Annotated in this window: 24 protein-coding genes; 12 read left to right on the top strand and 12 right to left on the bottom strand. The window is 71.6% G+C overall.

Features of this window, described 5'->3' with window-relative positions; genetic code table 11:
- Nucleotides 1-80 precede the first annotated feature (80 nt).
- The 6 genes from NMK44_RS34160 to NMK44_RS34135 are packed head-to-tail and all read right to left on the bottom strand — an operon-like array spanning nucleotide 81 to nucleotide 5,760.
- The gene (locus NMK44_RS34160; protein ID WP_254750471.1) at nucleotides 81-974 is read right to left on the bottom strand and encodes an aldose epimerase family protein; all 894 of its coding nucleotides are present in this window, start codon (nucleotides 972-974) and stop codon (nucleotides 81-83) included.
- Entirely contained in the window at nucleotides 971-1,666 is a 696-nt protein-coding gene (locus NMK44_RS34155; protein WP_254750469.1) for a bifunctional 4-hydroxy-2-oxoglutarate aldolase/2-dehydro-3-deoxy-phosphogluconate aldolase, read from the bottom strand. Before NMK44_RS34155 ends, NMK44_RS34160 begins: the two co-directional genes overlap by 4 nt.
- Nucleotides 1,663-2,517 carry an NAD-dependent epimerase/dehydratase family protein gene (locus NMK44_RS34150; protein ID WP_254750467.1) on the bottom strand — a complete coding sequence of 285 codons (855 nt, stop codon included), beginning with the start codon at nucleotides 2,515-2,517 and terminating at the stop codon, nucleotides 1,663-1,665. Before NMK44_RS34150 ends, NMK44_RS34155 begins: the two co-directional genes overlap by 4 nt.
- A complete protein-coding gene (locus tag NMK44_RS34145) occupies nucleotides 2,514-3,422 on the bottom strand; it encodes a carbohydrate ABC transporter permease (RefSeq protein ID WP_254750465.1) in 909 nt (302 codons plus the stop codon). The genes NMK44_RS34150 and NMK44_RS34145 overlap by 4 nt, the downstream gene beginning before the upstream one ends.
- The gene (locus tag NMK44_RS34140; protein ID WP_254750463.1) at nucleotides 3,419-4,411 is read right to left on the bottom strand and encodes a carbohydrate ABC transporter permease; all 993 of its coding nucleotides are present in this window, start codon (nucleotides 4,409-4,411) and stop codon (nucleotides 3,419-3,421) included. The genes NMK44_RS34145 and NMK44_RS34140 overlap by 4 nt, the downstream gene beginning before the upstream one ends.
- Nucleotides 4,412-4,422: 11 nt before the next feature.
- Nucleotides 4,423-5,760, bottom strand: coding sequence for an ABC transporter substrate-binding protein (locus NMK44_RS34135; RefSeq protein WP_254750461.1), 1,338 nt, complete (start codon nucleotides 5,758-5,760; stop codon nucleotides 4,423-4,425).
- Between the two features lie 182 nt (nucleotides 5,761-5,942).
- Here NMK44_RS34135 and NMK44_RS34130 point away from each other — a divergent pair, with 182 nt between their 5' ends.
- From NMK44_RS34130 to NMK44_RS34120, 3 genes are all read left to right on the top strand, one after another.
- Nucleotides 5,943-6,752, top strand: coding sequence for an IclR family transcriptional regulator (locus tag NMK44_RS34130; RefSeq protein WP_254750459.1), 810 nt, complete (start codon nucleotides 5,943-5,945; stop codon nucleotides 6,750-6,752).
- Between the two features lie 125 nt (nucleotides 6,753-6,877).
- Nucleotides 6,878-7,837: a sugar kinase gene (locus tag NMK44_RS34125; protein ID WP_254750458.1), complete on the top strand. Its 960-nt coding sequence runs from the start codon at nucleotides 6,878-6,880 to the stop codon at nucleotides 7,835-7,837.
- Between the two features lie 4 nt (nucleotides 7,838-7,841).
- On the top strand, nucleotides 7,842-9,137 hold the full coding sequence (locus NMK44_RS34120; RefSeq protein WP_254750456.1) for an enolase C-terminal domain-like protein: 1,296 nt from the start codon (nucleotides 7,842-7,844) through the stop codon (nucleotides 9,135-9,137).
- Between the two features lie 44 nt (nucleotides 9,138-9,181).
- Here NMK44_RS34120 and NMK44_RS34115 read toward each other — a convergent pair whose 3' ends face one another.
- Together NMK44_RS34115 and NMK44_RS34110 are read right to left on the bottom strand one after the other, a co-directional pair.
- Nucleotides 9,182-9,865: an SDR family oxidoreductase gene (locus NMK44_RS34115; protein ID WP_254750454.1), complete on the bottom strand. Its 684-nt coding sequence runs from the start codon at nucleotides 9,863-9,865 to the stop codon at nucleotides 9,182-9,184.
- A 29-nt stretch (nucleotides 9,866-9,894) separates the two neighbouring features.
- Nucleotides 9,895-10,938 (bottom strand): zinc-dependent alcohol dehydrogenase family protein, encoded by a 1,044-nt coding sequence (locus NMK44_RS34110; protein ID WP_254750452.1) that lies wholly within the window; start codon nucleotides 10,936-10,938, stop codon nucleotides 9,895-9,897.
- A gap of 108 nt (nucleotides 10,939-11,046) precedes the next feature.
- On the opposite strand from NMK44_RS34110, the gene NMK44_RS34105 reads away from it, so the two are divergent.
- Entirely contained in the window at nucleotides 11,047-12,036 is a 990-nt protein-coding gene (locus tag NMK44_RS34105; protein WP_254750450.1) for a LysR family transcriptional regulator, read from the top strand.
- Here NMK44_RS34105 and NMK44_RS34100 read toward each other — a convergent pair.
- Both NMK44_RS34100 and NMK44_RS34095 read right to left on the bottom strand, forming a co-directional pair.
- Nucleotides 11,979-12,910, bottom strand: a protein-coding gene (locus NMK44_RS34100; protein ID WP_374215379.1) for an IS5 family transposase whose coding sequence is annotated in 2 segments (ribosomal slippage) — nucleotides 11,979-12,518 and nucleotides 12,521-12,910 — 930 coding nt in all. Because the reading frame shifts where the segments join, the coding sequence is not laid out codon by codon here. The genes NMK44_RS34105 and NMK44_RS34100 overlap by 58 nt on opposite strands.
- Nucleotides 12,911-12,963: 53 nt before the next feature.
- Nucleotides 12,964-13,410, bottom strand: a complete 447-nt coding sequence (locus tag NMK44_RS34095) for a hypothetical protein (protein WP_254750448.1) — start codon at nucleotides 13,408-13,410, stop codon at nucleotides 12,964-12,966.
- A 213-nt stretch (nucleotides 13,411-13,623) separates the two neighbouring features.
- On the opposite strand from NMK44_RS34095, the gene NMK44_RS34090 reads away from it, so the two are divergent.
- On the top strand, nucleotides 13,624-14,016 hold the full coding sequence (locus tag NMK44_RS34090) for a hypothetical protein (RefSeq protein ID WP_254750446.1): 393 nt from the start codon (nucleotides 13,624-13,626) through the stop codon (nucleotides 14,014-14,016).
- A gap of 20 nt (nucleotides 14,017-14,036) precedes the next feature.
- On the opposite strand, the gene NMK44_RS34085 is transcribed toward NMK44_RS34090, so the two are convergent.
- A complete protein-coding gene (locus NMK44_RS34085; RefSeq protein WP_254750444.1) occupies nucleotides 14,037-15,242 on the bottom strand; it encodes an MFS transporter in 1,206 nt (401 codons plus the stop codon).
- Nucleotides 15,243-15,289: 47 nt separating this feature from the next.
- Between NMK44_RS34085 and pdxR the strand changes: the two genes are divergently transcribed.
- The 3 genes from pdxR (at nucleotide 15,290) to NMK44_RS34070 (ending at nucleotide 18,709) form a co-directional block, all read left to right on the top strand.
- Nucleotides 15,290-16,693 (top strand): MocR-like pyridoxine biosynthesis transcription factor PdxR, encoded by a 1,404-nt coding sequence (pdxR, locus tag NMK44_RS34080; protein WP_254750442.1) that lies wholly within the window; start codon nucleotides 15,290-15,292, stop codon nucleotides 16,691-16,693.
- Nucleotides 16,694-16,888: 195 nt separating this feature from the next.
- Nucleotides 16,889-17,788, top strand: a complete 900-nt coding sequence (locus tag NMK44_RS34075) for an alpha/beta fold hydrolase (protein ID WP_254750440.1) — start codon at nucleotides 16,889-16,891, stop codon at nucleotides 17,786-17,788.
- A 63-nt stretch (nucleotides 17,789-17,851) separates the two neighbouring features.
- Complete coding sequence (locus tag NMK44_RS34070; protein WP_254750438.1) at nucleotides 17,852-18,709, top strand: maleylpyruvate isomerase family mycothiol-dependent enzyme; 858 nt, start codon at nucleotides 17,852-17,854, stop codon at nucleotides 18,707-18,709.
- A gap of 64 nt (nucleotides 18,710-18,773) precedes the next feature.
- On the opposite strand, the gene NMK44_RS34065 is transcribed toward NMK44_RS34070, so the two are convergent.
- On the bottom strand, nucleotides 18,774-19,001 hold the full coding sequence (locus tag NMK44_RS34065; protein ID WP_254750436.1) for a hypothetical protein: 228 nt from the start codon (nucleotides 18,999-19,001) through the stop codon (nucleotides 18,774-18,776).
- 228 nt (nucleotides 19,002-19,229) lie between these two features.
- Here NMK44_RS34065 and NMK44_RS34060 point away from each other — a divergent pair, with 228 nt between their 5' ends.
- The 4 genes from NMK44_RS34060 to NMK44_RS34045 all read left to right on the top strand — a co-directional run bounded on the left by NMK44_RS34060 (nucleotide 19,230) and on the right by NMK44_RS34045 (nucleotide 22,365).
- Nucleotides 19,230-19,976, top strand: a complete 747-nt coding sequence (locus NMK44_RS34060) for a CPBP family intramembrane glutamic endopeptidase (RefSeq protein WP_254750434.1) — start codon at nucleotides 19,230-19,232, stop codon at nucleotides 19,974-19,976.
- A 23-nt stretch (nucleotides 19,977-19,999) separates the two neighbouring features.
- Nucleotides 20,000-21,274, top strand: coding sequence for a sensor histidine kinase (locus NMK44_RS34055; RefSeq protein WP_254750432.1), 1,275 nt, complete (start codon nucleotides 20,000-20,002; stop codon nucleotides 21,272-21,274).
- Nucleotides 21,226-21,870: a response regulator gene (locus NMK44_RS34050; protein ID WP_254750430.1), complete on the top strand. Its 645-nt coding sequence runs from the start codon at nucleotides 21,226-21,228 to the stop codon at nucleotides 21,868-21,870. The genes NMK44_RS34055 and NMK44_RS34050 overlap by 49 nt, the downstream gene beginning before the upstream one ends.
- A gap of 66 nt (nucleotides 21,871-21,936) precedes the next feature.
- Nucleotides 21,937-22,365, top strand: coding sequence for a DUF6003 family protein (locus tag NMK44_RS34045; RefSeq protein ID WP_254750428.1), 429 nt, complete (start codon nucleotides 21,937-21,939; stop codon nucleotides 22,363-22,365).
- Nucleotides 22,366-22,474 lie beyond the last annotated feature (109 nt).

The raw sequence follows: 22,474 nt of genomic DNA, 5'->3' as shown, positions 1-22,474 counted from the left end.
CGATCTCCTCTGTGTGCGGAGGTGGCCGCCGACGGCCGGGCTCGGCCACACCGGTGGGTCGGTGTGCCGGATGGGTGGCCTCAGGGCCGGTGTCCGGGGATCCGGCGGAGGGTCAGTGTGGTGGTGCGCCGTTCGCCCGGAGCCACCACCTGCCCGCCCAGCCGGTCGGGAAGGTGTTCATAAGGACCGCAGGCGGGTTCGATCGCCACCGTGTCCACCGTTCCCCACCAGGGGAACCCGGGGGTGGTGCGGCGCTCCTGCCAGATCCACACATGGTCGAAGACCTCGGCGTCCCAGGCGAGTTCCACCCCGAACGCCAGCTCCTCGTTGTACAGCCGCGCTGTCCGCACACCGGAGTGCACGACGGTCAGCGGCCGGGTCGGCGGGGGCCGGTCCGGTACGCCGGGCGGCGGATGGAGAGGGAACTCCTGGGTGCCGGTGGCGTCGTCCAGCTCCAGTCGGCAGCGTCCGCCGACCAGTTCGGGGCCGAACGCGGGGTGTTCGGTCCAGGCGAAGGCCGCGGGGCGCGCGGAGAAGTTGCGCACGGTCTGGGTGATGCGCAGCCCGGTGTCGTCCACGGCGAACTCGCGCCGCACCTCCAGGGGAGCCGTGCGCAGGGCGACCGTGAGGGTGCAGTGGCCGGTCCCGGTGTCTTCCACCTCCCATGCCCGCCAGGCGGCCTCACCGTGGAAGGGGTGCTCGACTCCGTCCAGGACCCTGGCGTCACCGGCGTGGGGGATCAGGGTGTGCCAGCCACCGGGATAGCGCCGGTGCCATTCGGCACCGGAGTCGGCAGCGCGCATGGCGCCGTGGCGCTGATCGGCCCACGGGGTGCGCAGCAGCAGTTGGATGCCGGTGGCGCGATCGGTGAGGGTGGTCAGGGCGGCGCCGGACGGGTCGACCGTCGCGGTGAACGGCTGCCCCGCCAGGCTGATCTCGCACGACTCGACGGCGCCGCCGTCCGGGCGGGTCATGAGGGCCCTCCGCCGGATGCCGGGGTCACGCCGGTCGTGGGTGCGTCGATCTCGGACAACTGACGCTGGAGGGTCCGGATGCCCTCCGGCCCCAGCGTGGTGAGCGCGCCGCCGAGACCGACGGCGAGTGCTCCGGCACGCAGCCAGGACGCGGCGGTGTCGGGGGTGATGCCGCCGGTCGGCACCACGGGTGCGCCGGGGCGTACGTCGAGCAGCGCGCGGAGATGGCCGGGGCCCACGCTGGCGGCCGGGAACAGCTTCGCGATGCCACGGGCCGCCACCTGGGCGAGCTCGCTCGGGCTGAACGCTCCCTCCAAGAAGGGCACATCACCGGCGGCGTCGCGGGCGTCGGGTGTCGCGTAGGGGCTGACGAGGAAGTCGGCGCCGAGGGCGACCGCGCGGGCCGCGTCCTCGGCGGTCGTCACCGTGCCCACGCCGAGCAGAGTGCCGCTGTAGAGGGAGTCGCCACGGGCGTCGGCCAGGACCCGCTCCCAGCCGGGAACGGTGGTGGTCAGCTCGATGACCCGGAGCCCCGCGGAGTGGCACAGGGCCATCCGGTCGGCCAGCTCGGCCGCGGTCGCGGTGCGCAGCACCGGCAGCAGCCGCTGCCGCGCCAGGCGGTCGCGCAACTCGGTGGTGGCGGTGTCCAGCACCGATCCGTGGCGGCTTTCGGAGGTGGCGCCGGATGTCATCGGTGCCCCTCGGGGTCGGTGTGGCGCGGGGTGAAGCCGAGCAGCGCGCGGCACCGTGCGTTGTCGAAGACGCTGTCATGGCCGGGCAGCGCGGCCCGGCGCCGGACGCCGGGGTGCAGCCGGGCCAGCAACTCCTCGGTGGGCCGGTCCGACATGGTGGTCGGCGCGGTGACGTTCAGGACGTGCGCGCCGTGCAGCGGTGCGCACAGCGCCAGCCGGAACGCCTCCGCCGCGTCGCGGGTGTCCAGCCAGCCCCACAGTTCCCGCCGGGTCGAGGCCGGGTCGTCACGGGTGCGCCGCACATGCTCCGCGAGCCGTTCACCGGTGCCGACGAACGGCAGCCGCAGCGCGATCACATCGATGCCCCAGCGACGGTGTGCCATCGCCGCGGTCGCCTCCGCCGCCTGCTTGGACAGGGCGTAGGGGTCCTCGGCGAGGATCGGATGGTCCTCGTCCACGGGCACGTAGGCGGGTGGTACGTCCCGGTCCGCCCACGCCAGGCCGAGCACACTGAGGCTGGAGGCGATGGCCGCGCGGTGGATTCCGGCCCGTCCCGCCTCGTCCAGTACCAGATAGGTGGTGTGCGCGTTGGCGGCGAAGATCTCGTCGTCCGGGTAGCCGTGCGGGCTGGGGATGGCGGCCAGGTGCACCACCGCGTCCACACCGGTCATCAGACCGGTGACGAACGCGCGGTCGCGCAGGTCGCCGACGAGGTGGCGGCCGGGTGCGCCGTCGGGGGCGGGTGTGCGGTCGGTGCCGGTGACGGTGTGTCCGGCCGCGGCCAGAGCGGCGCACAGATGGCGGCCGATGTGTCCGCTCGCACCGGTGACCAGGATGTGCATGGGCTTCATCCCTTCACCGCGCCGATCAGTCCGTTGACGAAGTAGCGCTGGAGGCAGGTGAACAGGATGATGACGGGAAGGACCACGATCAGGGCTCCGGCCATCAGTACGTTGTACTGGGGAACGCCGCTGGTCGTGAGGTTCTGCAGGGCGATCGGCAGGGTGAAGGCCGTCGGCTCGGTCAGCGACACCCGGGTGAGCAGGTATTCGTTCCAGGTGGGGATCGCGGTGAGCATCGCGACCGTGACCAGGGCCGGGCGGATGGACGGCAGATAGACCTGGAGGAAGGTGCGCAGTTCCCCCGCCCCGTCCATCGTCGCGGCTTCGCGCAGCTCACGCGGTACGCCCGCCATCGCGGTGGTGAGCAGGAGGATCGACAGCGGCGCGGTGCCGTTGATCAGCGGCAGGATGAGCCCGAGATGGGTGCCGAGCAGACCGGCCTCGTTCTCCAGCAGCACGATGGGCAGCAGCACCGTCACCGAGGGCACGAACAGCAGCGCGACGAAGAAGCGGTACAGCACGGTGCGGCCGGGGAAGCGCAGCACCCCGAAGGCATAGGCGGCCAGGCTGTAGAGCACCAGCACGCCGAGTACGGTCAGGCCGGTCACCTTGAGGCTGTTCAGGAAATAGCTGAGGAAGTCGAGCTGGCTCCAGGTGTGGGTGAGGATCTCCAGCGTCGGGTGATGCGGTACGAAGGCACCCGGGTCGCGCATGTCCTGGTCGCTCTTGAGGCTGCCGGAGACCATCCAGGCGAACGGGAACAGGCTGACCACCGCGTAGCAGAGCAGCAGCGTGTACACGATGACGCGGGGGAGGAGCGGTTTGCCCGAGCGGGGCCGGCCGTGGGCCGGACGGACCCGGGCGGGGACACCGCCGGCCGTGCTCGGCGTCATGGTGGTGGTGGGTGTTGTCATGTGGTGCTCCGCAGGGCCCGCAGGTTCAGGGCGGCGAGCAGGATGGCGATCAGGAACAGCAGCCAGCCCAGTGCGCTGGCCAGGCCGAGTGTCGGCTGCATCTGTTCGAGGAACGCCAGGTGGTAGGCCTGCAGGCCGAGGACGTTGGTCTTGCCGCCGGGAGCCCCCTCAGGGCCGGTCATCACCAGGAAGGTCTGGAATCCCTGGAGCGCCTCGCGCAGGTTGAGCAGGATCACGGCGGCGGTGATGGGGCGCAGCAGCGGCCAGGCGATGTGCATGTTGGTCCGCCACCACCCCGCTCCGTCGAGGGAGGCGGCCTCCAGCATCGCCGGGTCCAGCGACTGGAGTCCGGTGAGGTAGAGGAGCATGCCGACCGGCACCGCCGTCCACACCATGACCACGATGACCGTGGGCAGCGCCGTCGCGGGGTTGCCCAGGAACCCTTGTGGCTGTGCCAGTGTGCCGAGCCCCAGGGCGCGCAGGAGTGCGTTGACTCCTCCGTCGGGCCGCAGGACGTACTGCCAGGCGAGGTAGACCGCGATCCCGGAGGTGACGTAGGGGAGGAAGAACACGGTGCGCATCATCGTGCGCAGCCGTGCGGCGTTGTTCAGCAGGACCGCCAGCGGGAAGCTGATGGCCACCGTCAGCAGGGGTACGGCGATCATCACCACGAGGGTGTGCAGTGCGGCCGAACGCACGATCGGCGCGTATACGGGGCTGCGGTAGAGCAGATCGAGGTAGTTGTCCAGGCCCACCCAGGTCCACTCCGGGGAGAACCCGTTCCAGGTCGCCCCGGACAGGGCCAGTCCGTAGCCGAGGGTGTAGAGGCCGAGTGCGAGGAACAGCAGCACTGCGGGGGTGAGGAACGCGTAGGCGGTGACCGCCTCCCGGACCCGTCGCCGCGGGCCGCGTCTGGTGGATCCGGTGGACCCCGCGGGCGTCGCCCGCGGTGCGGCGGAAGCGGGGGGTGGGGTTTTCGAAACCGACAAGGACGCCATGCTCACTTCCCGGCGGCCCAGTAGTTCTTGATGAGCGTGTCGAGCTGCTTGCCCGTCTCCCGCGGGGAGGAGCGCTTCAGCGGCGACATGTTGACCAGTGCCGCTCCGGCCTTCTCCCAGTTGGCCGGGTACTGGGCCGGCATGAAGCTGGTGTCGTTGGGGTCGTAGACCTGGCTGCCGGAGGAGAAGACCTTGGTCAGCGAGGCCAGTGTGGGGCCGACGACGCGGACCGGGTTGTCGCCCAGGTCCACCGCGGGCAGATCGGTGGCGGCCTTGGCGAATGTGCCCGCGACATCGGGCTTTGCCAGGAAGCGCAGCCACTTGAGGTCGGCGGCCTCGTTCTTGGACTGGGTGGTGACCGCGAGGCTGGTCAGGGAGAAGGCCGCCAGACTGCGGTCCGTGGCCTTGCCGCCCTTGGGCGCCGGGATCGGGAACGCCTCCACCTCATCGGGCTTCATCCCGAACTGGCGCAGGCTCGCCAGGGTGAAGGTGCCGCCGATGTCGAAGGCGGCGTCGCCCTGGGCGAAGGACCGGTCGGCGGCGTCGATCGAGAGCGACTGGGCTCCCGGTGCCCAGTACGGGGTCAGTTTGTCGTAGAGCGACAGGACCTTCTGGCCGTTGGGGGAGGCCCATGTCTTACCGGAGTCGCGGCCGAACAGGCCCTGGTAGCCGGCCTTGCCGAGGGCACCGAAGGCCATCGGCTGCAGCGCCCAGTTCAGACCGGTGGACGCGGTGCCCAGGCCGACGGTGATGCCGCCCTTCCGCTTGTCCTTCTTGGTCGTGGCCTTCACCGCCGCGACCAGGTCCTCCCAGGTCTTGGGGACCGAGGAGACCCCCGCCTCGGCCAGCTTGGCCTTGTTGGCGTAGACGATGCCGAAGGTGCCGATGGTGAAGGGCACGCTGTAGCGGGCGCCGGCCTTCACGCCCGGGTAGGCCGATCCGGGCTTCTTGGAAGCGGCCTCCAGACGGGGGGTGACGACACCGGCCTTGCGCACGCTGGGGACCATCCCGCGGGTCCAGGAGGCGTCGACCTTGTCCGACAGGTCGGTCAGCAGCCCCGCCCCGCCGTACACGAAGTCCTCGCCCTGGGTGTGCACCTCGAGCACATCCGGCAGGCCGTTGGTCTTGGCGGCGCTCTGCAGCTTGGCGGTGTAGGCGTCGTCCGGGGTGACCGCCTGAATTGTTACGGATATCCCGGTCTGGTCCTTGAATCGCGCCGCCGCGTCCTGGAGTGGTTTGACATGGGACTGCTTGAACGTCCACATCGTGATCGATTTGCCGTCACCGGCGCTTTTGCCCGAACCGCCACAGGCGGCCAGCGGCAGCAGAAGTGCCGCCATGGCCGCGGCGGTAGCCGCGCGTCGGCCGTGACGGCCGTAGTACAGGTGCATTGAGCCACCCCTTGCGTTCATGGTTGCGAACGGCGTTCTGTTATGGGAACCTAAGTGGCGACCGGTGAAGCGTCAAGGTTCGTTGCGACTCACATTCACTGGTCGTCATCAACTCGTAATCGGGAGGGCACGTGAGCGAGCAGGGCAATCGCGCGCGGAACAACGGGGGGCGCGAGGCGGCGCCGAGCGGTGTGAAGTCGGCATTGCGCACGCTGGAGGTGCTGGAGCTGCTCGGCTCCAGCCGGCGGCGGTATTCGCTGGCCGAGATGTCCGCGACCCTGTCGATCCCCAAGAGCAGCCTGCACGCGATTCTGCGGACGATGGAGGCGCGGGGCTGGGTGGAGACCGACGACAGTGGCATCAATTACAACCTCGGCGTACGTGCCCTGTTGACCGGCGCTGCCTACGTCGAGACCGACGACATCATCACGGTCTCCGCCCCGGTGCTGGACCGCCTGGCCGCCGAGACCGGCGAAACCGTGCACCTGGGCCGCCTCGACGGGAGCGACGTCGTCTACCTCGCCAAACGTGAGTCCATCCACGCGGTGCGGCTGTACTCGGCCGTCGGCCGCCGGCTCCCGGCGCATGCCACCGCCCTGGGCAAGGCGCTGCTGGCCGCGCTCGACCCCGGCGAGGTGGACCGCCGGCTGGACTGGCCGCTGAACTCCCTGACCCGCGCCACCATCACCGACCCCGGGCTGCTGCACGAGGAGCTCGCGCGGATCCGTGACCGGGGCTACGCGACGGACGACGGCGAGAACGCCCCGGAGATCCGGTGTGTCGCGGTGGCGCTGAGAAGTCCTGCGGCCGGTATCAACGCGCTGAGCTGCTCGGTCCCGAAGACGCGCGCCTCCGACGAGCGCATGGCCGACCTGGGCGAGACGCTGCTGCGCGCCGCCCGCGACGTGGATCAGATAGCCCACCGGCTGCGCGCGCGCTGACCCCTCCCGCTTCGCGCCCCGGTCAAGGACCGCCGGGGCGCGAGGTACTGATTGACAGACAGACCTTCCGACTTCTATGTTCGGAGGTGTGTACATCATTCATATAGGCGAACGGTTGGCGGGCGATGGACGTCTTCACACTCGGTGAGGCCATGGTCTGCTTCTCGCCGACCACGGGCCTGCTCGACGCCGCCGCCCACCTGGGGTGCTCGGTGGGCGGCGCCGAACTCAACACCGCAATCGGACTCTCGCGCCTGGGCCACCACGTCCAGTGGACGTCCCGCGTCTCCACCGACCCGCTCGGCTCGCGCCTCCTCGCGGTGCTGGAGGCCGAGGGCCTGACGACGAACAGGATCCGGCGCTCACCGGATCTCCCCACGGGGCTGATGCTCAAGGACAGGCCGACCACCGAGGCCCGGGTGCTGTACTACCGGCGCGGGTCCGCCGCCTCCGCGCTGACCGCGGAGGACGTCGACGAGGACGCCGTGAGCTCCGCGCGGTTCGTGCACCTCACCGGCATCACCCCGGCCCTCGGTCCCGGTCCCGCCGCCGCGGCCGAACGCGCCCTGGCCATCGCGGGCGCCGCCGCCGTACCGGTGAGCTTCGACCCCAACTTCCGCCCGCAGCTGTGGAACGAGCGGCAGGCCGCCGCCCTGTACCGGCGGCTGCTGCCCTCGGTCGACCACCTCCTGTGCAACGAGGCCGAGGCCCGACTCATCACCGGCCACCAGGACCTCGACCGCGCGGTGTCCGCTCTGGCCGACTCGGGACCACGGCACGTCATCGTCAAACGCTCCGCCGACGGGGTGACCGCGCTCTGCGACGGAGAGCAGGTGCGTGTCCCCGCCTGGCACGTCAGCGACCTGGTCGATTCCGTCGGAGCCGGAGACGCCTTCAACGCCGGATGGCTCCACTCCCGGCTGACCGGGCTCGGCGTCCGGACCGGTCTGCGATTGGCCGCCTTCGCCGCCGCCCAAGTGGTGCGCCACGCGGGCGACTACGAAGGCTTCCCCTCAGCCACGCACATCGCCGACTGGCTCGCCGAACACGACCGACAGCCCGACCCCGCTCCACCACAGAGGTGATCCCATGAACCACGGGCCGACCGATCCCACCGGCTCCCCGATCCTGGCCCCGGCCCCCTGGCACGAAGTACGCGAGAGCAAGCTGCGTGTCACCGCCGTCCGCACCTTCCTCACCGCGCCGCAGGGCTGCCCGTATCTGATCGTGCGGGTGGAGACCAACGAGCCCGGACTGTACGGGCTGGGATGTGCCAGCGACCCCCAGCGCACCCGCGCCATCCGCACCATCGTGGACGACTACCTCGGTCCGCTGCTCCTCGGCCGTGACCCCCGCGACATCGAGGACATCCACCGGCTGCTGCTCAACAGCGCCTACTGGCGCGGGGGTTCACTCGGCGGCAACGCGCTGGCCGGTATCGACGTGGCGCTGTGGGACATCAAGGCCAAGGCGGCCGGACTGCCGCTGTACGACCTGCTCGGCGGACGTGCCCGCCACGCCGCCACCGCCTACACCCACGTCAGCGGAAGCGACCCCGACGAGATCGCCGGACTGGTGCGGGCCGCCCGGGACAGCGGTTTCGAACACGTCCGCGTCCAGGTCGCCCTGCCCGGCGCCGACGCCTACGGCACCCATCCCGGCGACGCCGCGCAGGCCGCCGCGCTCGCCAACCGCCAGGTCCCCTGGGACGGTGAGGCCTATCTGCGCATCGTCCCCAAGACGCTCATCGCGGTCCGCGACCGCGTCGGCGACGACGTCGAGCTCCTGCACGACGCCCATGAGCGGCTCACCCCCGCTCAGGCGCGCCAGTTCATCAGCGCGGTGGAACCGGCCCGGCTGTTCTTCCTGGAAGACGTGCTCAGCCCCGAGGACAGCGGACACTTCCCGCACCTGCGGGCGGCCGGCACCGTACCGCTGGCGATGGGTGAACTGTTCAGCGACCCCGCCCAATACCTGGAGCTGATCACCTCCCGCTCCATCGACTACGCCCGGATCCGGATCCCCACCCTCGGCGGACTGACCCCCGCCCGCAAACTCGCCGCGGTCTGCGAGATGTTCGGGATCCGCCTCGCCCCGCACGGCCCCGGCGACGTCAGCCCGGTCGGACGCGCGGCCACCGTGGCACTCGATGTCAACGCGCCCAGCTTCGGCATCCAGGAAGCCGCCGAGTACACCGACGCCACCAAGGAGATGTTCCCCGGAACCATCAGCGCACGACAGGGCGCGCTGTACCCCGTCGAAGCACCCGGCCTGGGCGTCGACTTCGACGAAGCCGTCGCACGGCGCCACCCCCCGATCGCGCCACTGGAGCACGACCGGTGGGCACTGCTGCGCAATCGCGACGGAAGCGCGCAACGTCCCTGACCGCGGCCGCCGGCCGAGCCTGCCGCGAGGCCCGGGCCCGGCCGCTACCCGCGTCCGGTCGCGCCGGTGCGGTGGTTCGCGGCGCGCGCCACCGCACCGGTGACGGGATCAGAGCCCTGGGCCACTTCCAGGACGAGCCCGGTGGTGGCTGGGGTGTCCAGGAGCGCGACCAGCACCCGGGCGACATCGTCGCGGCTGATCTCGCCGACGCTGCGCTCCGCCGTGATGCGCACCGCACCGGTCCCGGGATCGTCGGTGAGGGCCGCGGGCCGCAGGACCGTCCAGTCCAGATCCTGTGCCATGAGGTGTTCGTCGGCCGCGGTCTTGGCGTGGACGTAGGCGGCCCAGACCTCGTCGGCGTGAGCGGGGGGCGGACTGCCGGCGCCACGGGTGGACACCATCACATACCGCCGGATCCCCGTCCGCAGCGCGGCCTCGGTCAGCAGGACGGCGGCCTGGTGGTCGACGGTGTGCTTGCGGGCCGCGCCGCTGCCCGGTCCGGCCCCGGCGGCGAAGACGACGGCATCGCACCCGGACAGGGCATCCGCCACCTCGTCGCACGAAGCCGCCTCGAGGTCGCAGACGACGGGCTGGACGCCGTCGGCCACCAGGTCCTCACTGTGGCCGGGGTTGCGGATGAGCCCGATGACACGGTCTCCCCGGGCGGTGAGCAGTCGGCCCAGACGGCGGGCGATCTGCCCGTGCCCGCCTGCGATGGCGATCTTCATGAACTCTCCTCGGTGTCGTTGGGAAGGTGTCAGAACGTGATGCGGACCTTCAACGCCGATCGTTCGTCCATCGCGCGGTAGCCACCGGGAACACCGTCCAGGCCGACGGTGTGGTCGAACACCGGCCCCGGGTCGATGACACCGGCCAGTACGTCGGCGAGGAGCTCGGGTATGTAGGCGCGCGCCGGGGCCACACCACCGGCCAGGGCGACGTTGCGATTGAACATCTGGCGCAGGTCGACCCCCGCGCTGCCGCTGTGGGGGACGCCGACATAGCCGACCGCGCCGCCGTCCCGGGCGATGGAGATCGCGGTGCGCATCGCCTCTTCGGTACCGACGGCTTCCAGTACGGCGTGTGCGCCGAGGCCGCCGGTCAGCTCCCGGACCGCCTCGATCGCCGTCTCACCGCGTTCGGCGACGACGTCCGTGGCGCCGAACTTGAGGGCGATGTCGGTACGGCTCGGGTGACGGCCGAGCGCGATGATCCGGTCGGCGCCGAGACGGCGCGCGGCGAGCACACCGCACAGACCGACGGCGCCGTCGCCCACCACGGCGACGGTGGACCCGGGCCCTACCCGGGCCGAGACGGCGGCGTGGTGTCCGGTGCTCATCACGTCGGACAGCGCCAGCAATCCCGGGAGCAGTGCGGTGTCGGTGGCCGCGTCCTTGGGCAACCGCACCAGCGTGCCGTCGGCGTACGGCACGCGGACGGCCTCGCCCTGCCCGCCGTCGGAGCCGACCTCACCCCAGAAACCACCGTGCGGACAGGAGGTCTGCAGCCCCGCCCGGCAGTGCACGCACACACCGTCGGACCAGACGAAGGGCGCGAGCACCAGGTCGCCGGGCGTGAAGCCGGTGACCTCCGAGCCGCTCTCCTCGACGACGCCGAGGAACTCATGGCCGATGCGCTGCCCGGCCACCCGCGGGGCGACACCCCGGTAGGCCCAGAGATCGCTGCCGCAGATACAGGCGTTCAGCACACGCACCACCGCATCGGTGGGGTGTTCGATCCGGGGATCCGGGACCTCCTCGATGCGGATGTCATGAGGGCCGTGGATGACGGTGGCGCGCACGGGAAACAGCTCCTGATGCCGAGTGACGGGGGCAGGCCGCTCAGCGTCGCTTCCGACGCCACTTCATGTCCAGCTACAACACCTACACCTTTCACTTAAGATGAACTGATGCTCGATATCCGACGCCTCGTTCTGCTGCGCGACCTGGCCGCCTACGGCACGGTGACAGCGGTGGCCGAACTCCACGGCGTCACCCCCTCCGCCGTCTCCCAGCAGTTGCGGCTCCTCGAAGAGGAGACCGGCGCCCACCTGCTGGAACGCACGGGCCGCACCATCTCCCTCACCGCCGCGGGCCGTGCGCTGACCGAGGACACCGAGCAGGTGCTCGCCGCACTCGAACGGGCCGAGAGCCGCCTGCACCACGGCGCCGCGGAACCGGTCGGGCGGCTCGACCTCGCATGCTTCCCCAGCGGCCTCGCCCCGCTGGCCGCTCCGCTCAGCCGGTCACTGGAGCACACGCACCCCGGACTGCGCGTGCACATCACCGAGGCGGAGCCCATCGACGCGGTGCGTCTGCTCCTCCAGCGCCGCGCCGACCTCGCACTGGTCTACCGGTACGCCAACCTCGCCACCCCGGCTCCGCACGGCGTGGAAACACGCATCCTCGCCATCGACCCGCTGGTCGCCGTACTGCCGCGTGAGCACCCGGCGGCAGGCACCGAGGGCCATCCGGTCGAACTGCGGAACCTCGCGGACGCACCGTGGATCGCCGCCCCCGCGCACACCGCGTGCGGAGCGGCCGTCCTCCAGGCCTGCCGGTCTGCCGGATTCACCCCCGAGATCAGGCACACCTGCACCGACTTCAACGCCATGATTGCTCTCGCCGCGAAGGGGGGCCACCCGGTCCTGCTTCCCCGGATGGCCACGAGGCACCTCCCGCCCACCCTCACCGCGCGGCCCACCACCGACGCCACGCTCACGCGCACCGTCGACATCGCCGTCCGGCCCGGCACCCCGCAGGAACCGGCGATCACCGCCGCGCTGAGAGCGCTCGAAGTCATCGTGGAGGATGCGCCCGTAGCTAGGACTTGTCCGGGCGATCAAGTTCGGAGCCAGATGACCAGGGCGGCTGTGGTGGCGGTGCCGAGGAAGACGTAGCCGCGTTTGTCGTAGCGAGTGGCCACGGCTCGGGACTGCTTCAACCGGTTGATCGTCCGCTCGACCGTGTTGCGTTTCTTGTATCGCTCCGCGTCGAAGCCGGGTGGCCGTCCGCCGCGTGAGCCTTTGCGTAGGCGGGCGGCCTGGCTGTCGGCCTTCTCCGAGATGGTGTGCCGAATGCCCCGTCTTCGCAGGTAGTCGCGGCAGGGCCCGTTGCTGTAAGCCTTGTCGGCGGCAAGGCTGTCGGGCTTCGTGCGTGGTCTGCCCGGTCCGGTCCGTGGAACACGGATCTTCTCCAGCACCGGCTGGAACTGGGTGCAGTCCGCCCGCTGTCCGCCGGTGACGACCAGGGACAGCGGGCGGCAGCGGCCGTCGGCGCTCAGGTGGAGCTTGCTGGTGAGCCCACCGCGCGAGCGGCCCAGGCCCTCACCTCCCGCACCACCTCCGCCAGCCGGGCGTGCAGACTCTGCCACGGCGTCTCGGCCTGGTGTTCTGCTGCTTGGGCCCCCTTTGACGCCAGGGCCGGTGGCGGGTCGGTGTAGGCTCCGGCCGCGTGCTGATGCGCACGCACGATCGTGGAGTCCACCGCGATGTCCCAGTCGATCTCACCGGCTGCGTCAGCGGCGGCCTGCACCTGCTGGAGCAGGCGTTCCCAGGTGCCGTCAGCCGACCACAGCCGATGACGTTCATACACCGTCTTCCACGGGCCGAACCGCTCAGGCAGATCCCGCCACTGCACACCGGTCCGCACCCGGTGAAGGATGCCGTCGATCACCTGCCGGTGATCCCGCCACCGACCGCATCGCCCGTTGCTGACCGGCAGGAACGGCCGCAACCGTTCCCACTCCGCATCCGTCAAATCACCCCGCCCCATGCCCAAACCAACGACGCAGACACGCAGCAGTCACGTGATCGCCCGGACAAGTCCTAGTCGGTGAGGACTGCCTCCACCGCGTCGGGGACGAGCACGACCTCCTGGAGGGTCCAGCAGTCGGATCGCTCGGTGGCCACTTCGGCGGCGCAGCCACGGCAGACGAGGTTCGGGCCGTCACAGCCGTCCAGACCGCAGCAGCCGTTCAGCCGTCCGCGCAGCGAGATGAGTTCGGTTCCGCGCACATCGGCCCGGGCCAGCACGATCCCCTCCAGCCCCGCCCGGCGGAGACCCAGGGCAGCCCCCGTGACCTGTGGCCGGAACACTCGCTCGCCTGCCTCCGGCGGATCGTAGGCGAAGGTCCCCGGCCGCATCCGCGGCGGGCACTCCTCACCCTCCGGCACCTCGTACGGCGCCGGGGTCTCGTCCGCATCGGGCAGCGGTATCTCCTGGACGGGTGCGGTGACATCGCCGTGACAGCGACGGCAGCGGAAGACGACCATGCGCGCCATTGTCAGCCCCCGGGCGGGTCCGGCGCCTCCGAATTCCGGGGCATGGCCGCTCGGCCGTGCGGCTGACGGGGCGCCCCTTCAGTGCCCACTTCGCTCCGGTCCCCGTGACGATGGCCGTTGGTGCGGGTACGTGTCCATCGCCGTACGGCACGCCGACGCCGGAGGGCCGCGAGCCGCGAGCACCATGCGCAGAGGAAGGCCACAGTGAACGACACGGAAGAGACCCCACCGACCAGTGAGGGTGCGACGTGGGTCCAGGTGGAGGTCTGCGGCTGCCCGCCCGGGGACGCACAGACCGTCTTCACCGCGCTCGACACCATGTTCCACACCGACCGGGCCAGAGACGACGAACCCCGGGACCCGGCGGGGACGGGAACGATCGTCTGGGCCGCGACCGTCGATGTCTTCGAGGCGCCCGCCCCGGCGGCGCCGCCCCGGCTCACGGAGCCGGTGACGGTCAGCGCCCAGGGCGGCTACTGGGCCGTCGACCGGCTGCTGGCGGGCCTCGCGTCCGCCTTCGCGGTCCAGGACATCGGGTCCGTCTCCGGCGATCAGGAGCGGGAGGCCGAGCTACGGCTGGACAACCGCGAGGGGTGACAGACGCAAGGACGTCGCGGTCACCGTGGCGGCGGCTCTGGTGCCTCGGGAGCGGTGCGCCGGTCGGCCAGCACCGGGCCGAGGGCACCCAGCATCACCACCGCGGTCAGCACGAAGGCCCAGGGGTAGCCGGTACCCGCCACGACCCAGCCGAACGCGACGGCGCTGACGCCCATCCCCGCGTCGTAGGCGACGTTCCACAGCGCGCTGACCGTGCCGTATCCCGTGGCGGGCACACGCGCGTACATCAGGTTCAGCGTGGCGTTCTGGGCGATGCCGAAGCCGATTCCGAACACGCCGACCGCCACCACCACGGCCACCGGGCTGCCGGTCGACGCCATCAGCAGCGTGCCGACGGCCGACAGCAGAAGACCGGGCAGGACCAGGCCGGCGGGGCCGTGCCGGTCCGCGTGCCGCCCCGCGAGCCAGCGGGCCAGCGTGGCCGCCGCGGGCTGAACGAACAGCGCCACCGACACCAGTCCCGCCGCCGAGGCGGGGACCGCCAGCGGCAGGAAGGTGACGATGATCCCGGCGGCGAGGGCGGTGGCCGCGAACGTCACGGCGGGGCGCAGCAGTTCGGCCGTCCGAAGCCCCTCGGCCATCCCGAGTGGCCGTCCCGAGGCACCAACCCGGTCGGGCAGACCGGGCACCGTGGGGATCGCGGCGAGCGCGGCCACGGCCCCGGCGGCGAAGACCACCCCGTAGCCCGCGTGGGCGGCCAGCCACACGCCCAGTGGCATCGCCAGGACCGAGGGCACCCCGCTGACGATGCCGACCAGGGCCAGCCCCTCACCGCGCCGTTCGGCCGGGATGAGCGAGGCCGTCAGCGCGCCGCCCGCGACCACGGTGAACGCGAAACCGAGACCGCGCAGCAGGCAGACCACGACGATCCACCACAGGTCGCGGGAGACGGTGAAGGCCAGCGCCGGTGCGCCCAGCAGACCCAGGCCGACGGCGAGCACGGCCCGGTAGCCGTAGCGGTTGACCAGGGCGGGTGTGGCGAGCTCACCCACCACGGTCGTGAGCATCAGAGCGCCGGTGGCCGATCCGGCCGTCCCGCCGCCTCCGCCGCCGCTCGCGGCATAGCCGGGGACCACGGGCAGCAGCAGGTGGAAGCTGGTCGAGGCGCCCAGGATCGACACGAAGCGCAGCAGCAACGGCCGGGTCAGCAACGGCGGACGGGGCGGCGTGAGCGGCGGGGGAGTCGGGTGCTGTGTGTCGGTCACGGCAGGACGCTAAGCGCCCGACCGGATCGCCGATAAGGTCCAGTTCCATGCTTCCGGAGTGGTCCAGTTCCCCGCCCGAACTGCTGCTGACCGTCGACCGTTCGTCCGGCCGGCCGCTGCGCGCGCAGTTGGAGCACGGACTGCGTGACGCCATCCGCTCCGGCCGTCTGCGGGTCGGTGAACGGCTGCCGTCGTCCCGCGAACTCGCCCGGACGCTCGGCCTGTCCCGCGGTCTGGTGCAGGAGTGCTTCGCCCAACTCCAGGCCGAGGGCTATCTGGTCACCCGACCGGGCTCCGCGACCCGGGTGGCGGCGGGCGCCGCGGCCCCGCCGAGCGCCGCGCCGCCGCGGGCCGCCGCTCCGCGACTGGTGGCCGACTTCCGGTGGGGCGTACCGGACTTGGCGTCCTTCCCCGTCCAGGACTGGCTCCGGGCCCTCCGCGAGGCGACAGGTGCCATGCCGACGGCCGAGCTGGACTACGGCGACCCGCGCGGCAGCGCGATGCTGCGTGAGGTCCTGGCCGGGTATCTGCGCCGGGTGCGGGCCGCCGCGGCCGACCCCGACCACATCGTCGTCTGCAACGGATACGCCCAGGGCCTCGGCCTGGCGCTACGGGTCCTCGAAGGCCACGGTGTGCGCACCGTGGCCTTCGAGGACCCCGGCTCACCCGCCACCGTCGGCGCGGCCACCGCCGCGGCGGGCCTGCGGGCGGTTCCCGTGCCGGTGGACGAGCACGGAATCGACCTCCGGGCGCTGGCCGCCACGAACGCCCGTGCCGTCGTGGTGACCCCGGCCCACCAGTGGCCGACAGGTGTTGTCCTCGCCCCCGAGCGCCGACTGGCCCTGCTCGCATGGGCCAGGGACCATGACGCGATCATCCTCGAGGACGACTACGACGCCGAGTTCCGGTACGACCGCGAACCCGTCGGCGCGCTCCAGGGCCTGGCGCCGGACCGTGTCATATCGCTCGGCACCGTCAGCAAGTCGCTCGCCCCCGCCCTCCGCATCGGCTGGATGGTCTGCCCGCCCGAACTCACCGGACCGATCACCGAGCAGAAGCACCGCAGCGACCGCGGCACCTCCACACTCGACCAGCTCGCCCTGGCCAGACTGATCGAGTCCGGGCGTTTCGACCGCCATCTGCGCCGGATGCGCACCATCTACGCGGCCCGCCGCACCACCCTGCTCGCCGCCCTCGCCGCACACGCCCCCGGACTGCCGCTCACCGGGCTCGCCGCCGGTTTCCACGCCGTCGCCCATCTGCCTGCCGGTGTCCAAGAGGATCAGGTCGTCACCGCCGCCCGCGCACGCGGCATCGGCCTCTACGGCATGAGCGCCTGCCGTGCCTCGCACGCGGCCACACCCGCGCAACTCGTCCTCGGCTTCGGAGACGTCGGCGAACGTGCCATCGCCGACGGGATCGCGGCCGTCGGCCACCTCCTCACCGGCTGATCGAGCGCCACCGCCGGGCCGGTCAGGGCCGCCCGGCGGAAGGTGAGTAGTGAGTGCTCATCGGTCGCCCCGCGCACCACCCCGACCATGGAGACCTTCACCGGAGCGCTGAGACGCATGACCGCTGAAACCGGGGCCAGAGCTTCGGCCGTCCGTCTCCGACCACTCCGCCCATGCGAGGAACGCGAGGATCACATGTCCGAGAAGATCGTCGATGCCGGTGAGCTGAAACTGTGGAGCGAGGACTTCGGCGACCCCGCCGCCCCCGCCGTATTGCTCATCACCGGAGGGAACGCCCAGGCCATCGGATGGCCGGACAGCCTGTGCCATGGTCTGGCGGCGGACGGCCGGTACGTCATCCGCTACGACCACCGCAACACGGGCAAATCCGGCCTGGTGGACCTCGACAAGGCCCCCTATGACTGCCATGATCTGGCCCGTGACGCCGTCGCGGTGCTGGACGCCTACGGCGTGGACACCGCGCATGTCGTCGGTCTCTCCATGGGCGGCCTCGTCGCCCAGCTGATGGCCCTGGACCACCGTCCCCGGGTGTCCTCGCTGACCCTGGTCTCCACCAGCTCGGCGCTCGCCGCGAACCCCTCCGCCCTGACCGGTCGGCCCCTGTTCTTCTCCCCGCCACCGCACCCGCGGTTCCTGGAGCAACTCGGCGCCCTCAACGCCGAGCTGACGGCCACTCCGCCCACCACCCGCGAGGCGTTCATCGAAGCCCGCTTCCGGATGTACGCCTTCGTGGCCGGAACCACCGAATACGACCTGGGGGAGTGCCGCCGCACCCTGACCCGGGAGTTCGACCGCGCGATCGACCCGATGCGCCCGGACCCCAGCGGGCCGGTCCTCACCGCCACGGCCGCCATGGGTGACCTCGCGCCCCGCCTGCGCACGCTCGATGTGCCGACCCTGGTCATCCACGGGGTCGATGACCCGATCGTCCCCGTCGAGCACGGCCGGGCGCTGGCCGAGACCATCCCCGGAGCCCAGAGCGTCTTCCTCGGCGGCTACGGTCACGCCCTGCCGAACGCCGCCGTCGTCGAGCGGTGGCGTGGGGTGATGGCCGACTTCACCGGCACGGTCTAGCGGCCCGCGCGTCCTTGGGATATCCAGTGGTCGGCCGGGCACACCGGTTGGCAGGGTTGGGCTATGAACTCCCAGCTCAGCAATGCGCCGGGCCATGCCTGGCTCGGCGACCCGATCGACGCCCGTGCCCTCTTCGCTCCTGAGCAGGCCGCGCTGATGGCCACACTGCGCGGTCTGTCGCCCGCCGAGTGGCGCGAGGAGGCGGTGCCGGGCTGGAGCGTCCGCGACCTCGCCGCCCACCTCCTGGGCGACTTCTACGGGCGCCTCGCCCGCGATCGCGACGGCCACACCGAAGGGCCCGGCTTCGCACCGGGCGAGACGCTGGAGCGGTTCATCCACCGCATCAACCAGGAGTGGGTCGACGCCCACCGCCGAGTGAGCCCGCCCGCGCTCACCGACACACTCGATCTCGTCGGCGGGCAGATCGTCCGCTTCTACGAGACCGTCGACCTCGCCGCCCCGTCGCTGGGGGTGTCCTGGGCCGGTGCCGATCCGGCGCCGATGTGGCTGGACAGCGCGCGGGACTTCACCGAGTACTGGACCCACCGCCAGCAGATCCGCCATGCCGTCGGCCAGGACACCGACCCCGATCAGCAGTTCCTGTCCGTCGTCCTGGATACCTTCATGCGGGCGCTGCCCCATACGCTGCGTGTGGTCCACGCCCCGGCAGGTACCCGGATCCAGGTGGGCGTCGACGGCCCGGCAGGCGGTACCTGGACCGCGACACTCGCAGGGGACGGCTGGTCGCTGGCCGAGCAGGCCGCCGGACATCTGTCCGCCACGGTCCGCTGGGACACCGAGACCGCCTGGCAGCTGTGCACCCGGGGCATCCAGCCCGCCACCGCTGTGGCCCGCGCGCGTATCGACGGAGACCGCGAACTGGCCGAAGCCGCCTGCCAGATCGTCTCGATCATCTACTGAGCCGCCGGCCCTTCTGGGCATCGGCACGGGCCCGATCCCCGCCAGGGCGAAGCCGCGGGTGCCTTCAGGGCCGGCAGGTGCGGGTCTGTCCGGAGCACAGCCAGTCGGAGAGGCCGTTCTCGGGCGACGGATGCTCGAGGTCGTGGTCGAGCTGAAGGAAGCTCACTCCGACGACGACCACCCAGGCGATGCAGGCCAGCATCATCAGCCACAGCAGCGCCGTTCTCACGGTGCGGCTGTCGATCCGCGGCCCGGGCGCTATGCGCTGTTGTGTGGTTTCGGTGTCATCCACCGCGCCTGGGGTTCCCGGTGGGGACACATGGTTGCCCCTCATCCAACCCTCCCTGGCCAGTACAGAATTGTCCGTCTCCCCGTTCACCCTAACCGTTCCGTGATCGGCGCGTTCGGCCGCCGGGGGGGTGGTGCTGGATACAGGGTGATCGGGCAACCAGGTGCAGTCCGCGCTCGCCGGCGGCCCGGCATCGTCGAGGGCATGCAGACGAGACAGCGATGGATAGCAATGGCAGCGGTTTACGGGACGGTCGCGTTCGTGGCGGCCGGGGTGCTGGCAGCCGTGCAGCCGGCCACCCGTATTCCCACTGAGGTCGTTCAGCTGACCCAGTTCGGTCCGGCACTGGCCGTGGCCGTCGCGGCCCTGGTGTGGCCGTCCCGGACCCGTGGCCTGCTTTCCGGATCCGCCGGGGGAGTGGCCGCACCGGGGCTGCCGTTGCTCGCCACCGCCCCCTTGATCATTTTCCTGTCGGCCGGCGCGTACGCCGTCCTCAGCGGCGCGGCCCATGCCACCGACCCGCTCACCCTCCACCACCCCTTCCTCCTCATCGCTCTCGCCCAACTGGTCGGGGCGTGCGGTGAGGAGATCGGCTGGCGCTGCTTCCTGCAGCCCCTGCTGCGCACCCGGTTCGGCCCGTTCACCGCGTCGGCGGCGGTCGGGGTGCTGTGGGGCCTGTGGCACGTCCAGGCGCTGGCCGGGAGTCCGGCCTACGCCGCGGGTTTCCTGCTGGCCACGACCGCGATGTCCGTCATCCTGGGCCTGGCCCTGGACCAGGCGCGGGGGCCCGTCCGCCTGCTCTGCGCGGGCGCCTTCCACGCCCTGGTCAACCTGGGGATGCTCTGCTTCATGGACGAGGAGAAGGGCAAGGCGGTACCGATGGTCCTGTTCGGCCTGGCGTGCGCGGTGGCGGCGGTGCCGTGGGTGTGGCGCGTACGGCGGACCGCGCCGGTTACGATCACGGCGACGGCGGGGTGAGCGGGGCGGGGGTCATGCGGGCGGTGCGTTTCCGACGCGAGCGGTGGGTCGCCCTCGGGCGCTGTCAACTGCTCGGGCTGAACGGTCTCGCGGTGATCGGTGCCGGGATGCTGGTCGGCGGGGCGCTGCTGCTCATACCGCTCGGGGTCGGCTTCTGGGCCCTGCCTCCGGCCGCCCGGCTCCTGCGCCGCGTATCCGACCGGTACCGGGACCGCGCGGCCCGCTGGTCCGGCCGCCCGCTCAGCCCTCCCGACCCCCTCCCGCACGACGCGGACACCACGGCCCGGCGCGGCAGTGCCGCGATCCTCGCGGACGACGGCTTCTGGCACGATCTGCGCTGGGCCTGGCTGGAGCCGTGGACGGGCGGGGTACTCGCGGCGGTTCCGCTCGCGCTGGCCGAGTACGGGCTGTTCGGCGCGCTCGTCCAGCCCTTCGTATGGCGTCGGCTGGGCGACGGCAACTGGTACGCCTTCGTACCCGTCACGACGTCGGCCACCATGGTCACCGCCCTGCTCCTCGGAGTCGCCCTCCTGGTGGCGGGCCTGCGCCTGGCGCCGGTCGCGACGGCGCTGCACGCCCGTCTCACACACCGCCTGCTGTCCGCCCCGCGCAGCACCGAACTGACCCGCCGGGTGGCCCGGCTGGCCGCCACACGATCCACCGCCCTGGATGTCCACGCGGCCGAACTCACCCGTATCGAGCGGGACTTGCACGACGGCGCACAGGCCCGTCTGGTGGCGCTGGGACTCACCCTGGACGAGGCCACCGGTCTGCTGGACACCGACCCGCGCACCGCGCGCGCGCTCCTCCTCGACGTCCGCGCCGCCTCCGAGCGCGCGTTGCAGGATCTGCGGGACCTGGTCCACGGTATCCATCCCCCGATCCTGGCGGACCGCGGCCTGGCCGACGCGGTCCGTTCACTGGCCCTGGACAGTCATCTGGACGTGGACGTGACGGTGGACCTGCCCCCCGTGCGGCTGCCCGCCCCCGTTGAATCGGCGGCCTATTTCGCGGTGTCCGAACTCCTCACCAACACGGCCAAACACGCGGCGGCGACCCGCGTCGACATCGTCCTCGCCCATGACGGGCAGCGGCTGCGGGTGACCGTGACGGACGACGGCCACGGCGGTGCGGACCTGTCGGCCGGTACCGGGCTGCAGGGTGTCCGGGGCCGGTTGGATACTTTCGACGGCACACTCGCCCTGCACAGTCCGCCGGGCGGACCGACCATCGTGACCCTGGAGATCCCGTGCGTGTCGTCCTCGCCGAAGACCTCTTCCTCCTCCGCGACGGCTTGACGCGCACCCTGAGGGAACACGGCTGCGAGGTCATCGCCTCGGTCGACAACGGCCCCGCGCTGGTGAAGGCCCTCGCCCGGACCGATCTGGACGTCGCCGTGATCGATATCCGGCTGCCGCCGACGCATACGGACGAGGGGCTCCAAGCGGCCCTCGAGGCCCGCCGTCACCGCCCCGCACTCCCCGTCCTGATCCTCTCCCAGTACGTCGACCAGCTCTACGCCCATGAACTCCTCGCCTCCGGCGAGGGCGCCGTGGGCTATCTGCTCAAGGACCGCGTCACCCACACGGCACAGTTCATCGATGCCCTGCGCACGGTCGCCGCGGGTGGCACGGTGATGGATCCCCAGGTCATCGCCAAGCTGCTCACGCGCAGCGAGAAGCGGGGCCGTACCGATTCCCTGACCCCCCGCGAACACCAGGTCCTCAAGCTGATGGCCGAGGGCCGTTCCAACACCGCCATCGCCCATACCCTGCACATCAGCGAGAGCGCGGTGGCCAAACACATCGCGTCGGTGTTCGGGAAACTGCGGATCGATCAGTCACCGGAAGACAACCGGCGGGTGCTGGCGGTACTGGCGTATCTGAAGGGATGACCCCCTCCGCGCGGCTAGGATCGCCCTGTTCTGACCGGTGACTGATGTGAGAGCGACGTACCCGACGTGGCTGATGACGCCTATCTCGTCCTGATTCCCGATGCTCGTCCGCGGCTGGGAGCCCCGCTGGCCGCGGTGGGACGGCTGGAGTGCCTGGACACAACCGCGGTGCGGGCCTGGCTCCAGGCCCATGACACGACATCGGACTCGCGCCACGTGCGCATCCTGCCGCCCGAGGCGGAGGCTTCGATCCCCGAACAGGCGGAGCGCCTTCCGCTGCCGCTCACCTCTGAGGAGACCGAGACCGTTCGTCAGGCGTGTGCCACGGATGCGATCGCGGCGGTCGAGACCCGGCTGAGGGACTTCCGGCACACCGCGGAGGACCGTGACCGCCTCGTTCACCAGGCGCTGGCCACTGGCCTGCCGGTGCACCGGATCGCGGAGCTGACCGGTCTCGACCCCCAGATGGTGGGGGAGATCGCCGAGCGCTCATAGCCCTCGGCCGATCACGTAACACGGCGGGGGGGGGGGGGGGGGGGGGGGGGGGGGGGGGGGGGCCGCGGGCCCGGCGGGGGCGGGGGGGGGGGGGCGGGCCGGCGGGGGG

It is taken from the genome of Streptomyces cucumeris (genome assembly GCF_024295805.1).
Classification (GTDB): Bacteria; Actinomycetota; Actinomycetes; order Streptomycetales; family Streptomycetaceae; genus Streptomyces; species Streptomyces cucumeris.
Note: the sequence above shows the minus strand (reverse complement) of the source record. Positions and strands in the feature narration are given on the sequence as shown.

Coding starts and splice junctions, on each gene's coding strand:
- NMK44_RS34160 (WP_254750471.1), bottom strand. CDS start 974: ATGACCCGCCCGGACGGCGGCGCCGTCGAGTCGTGCGAGATCAGCCTG.
- NMK44_RS34155 (WP_254750469.1), bottom strand. CDS start 1,666: ATGACATCCGGCGCCACCTCCGAAAGCCGCCACGGATCGGTGCTGGAC.
- NMK44_RS34150 (WP_254750467.1), bottom strand. CDS start 2,517: ATGAAGCCCATGCACATCCTGGTCACCGGTGCGAGCGGACACATCGGC.
- NMK44_RS34145 (WP_254750465.1), bottom strand. CDS start 3,422: ATGACAACACCCACCACCACCATGACGCCGAGCACGGCCGGCGGTGTC.
- NMK44_RS34135 (WP_254750461.1), bottom strand. CDS start 5,760: ATGGCGGCACTTCTGCTGCCGCTGGCCGCCTGTGGCGGTTCGGGCAAA.
- NMK44_RS34125 (WP_254750458.1), top strand. CDS start 6,878: ATGGACGTCTTCACACTCGGTGAGGCCATGGTCTGCTTCTCGCCGACC.
- NMK44_RS34120 (WP_254750456.1), top strand. CDS start 7,842: ATGAACCACGGGCCGACCGATCCCACCGGCTCCCCGATCCTGGCCCCG.
- NMK44_RS34115 (WP_254750454.1), bottom strand. CDS start 9,865: ATGAAGATCGCCATCGCAGGCGGGCACGGGCAGATCGCCCGCCGTCTG.
- NMK44_RS34105 (WP_254750450.1), top strand. CDS start 11,047: ATGCTCGATATCCGACGCCTCGTTCTGCTGCGCGACCTGGCCGCCTAC.
- NMK44_RS34095 (WP_254750448.1), bottom strand. CDS start 13,410: ATGGTCGTCTTCCGCTGCCGTCGCTGTCACGGCGATGTCACCGCACCC.
- pdxR (WP_254750442.1), top strand. CDS start 15,290: ATGCTTCCGGAGTGGTCCAGTTCCCCGCCCGAACTGCTGCTGACCGTC.
- NMK44_RS34075 (WP_254750440.1), top strand. CDS start 16,889: ATGTCCGAGAAGATCGTCGATGCCGGTGAGCTGAAACTGTGGAGCGAG.
- NMK44_RS34070 (WP_254750438.1), top strand. CDS start 17,852: ATGAACTCCCAGCTCAGCAATGCGCCGGGCCATGCCTGGCTCGGCGAC.
- NMK44_RS34060 (WP_254750434.1), top strand. CDS start 19,230: ATGGCAGCGGTTTACGGGACGGTCGCGTTCGTGGCGGCCGGGGTGCTG.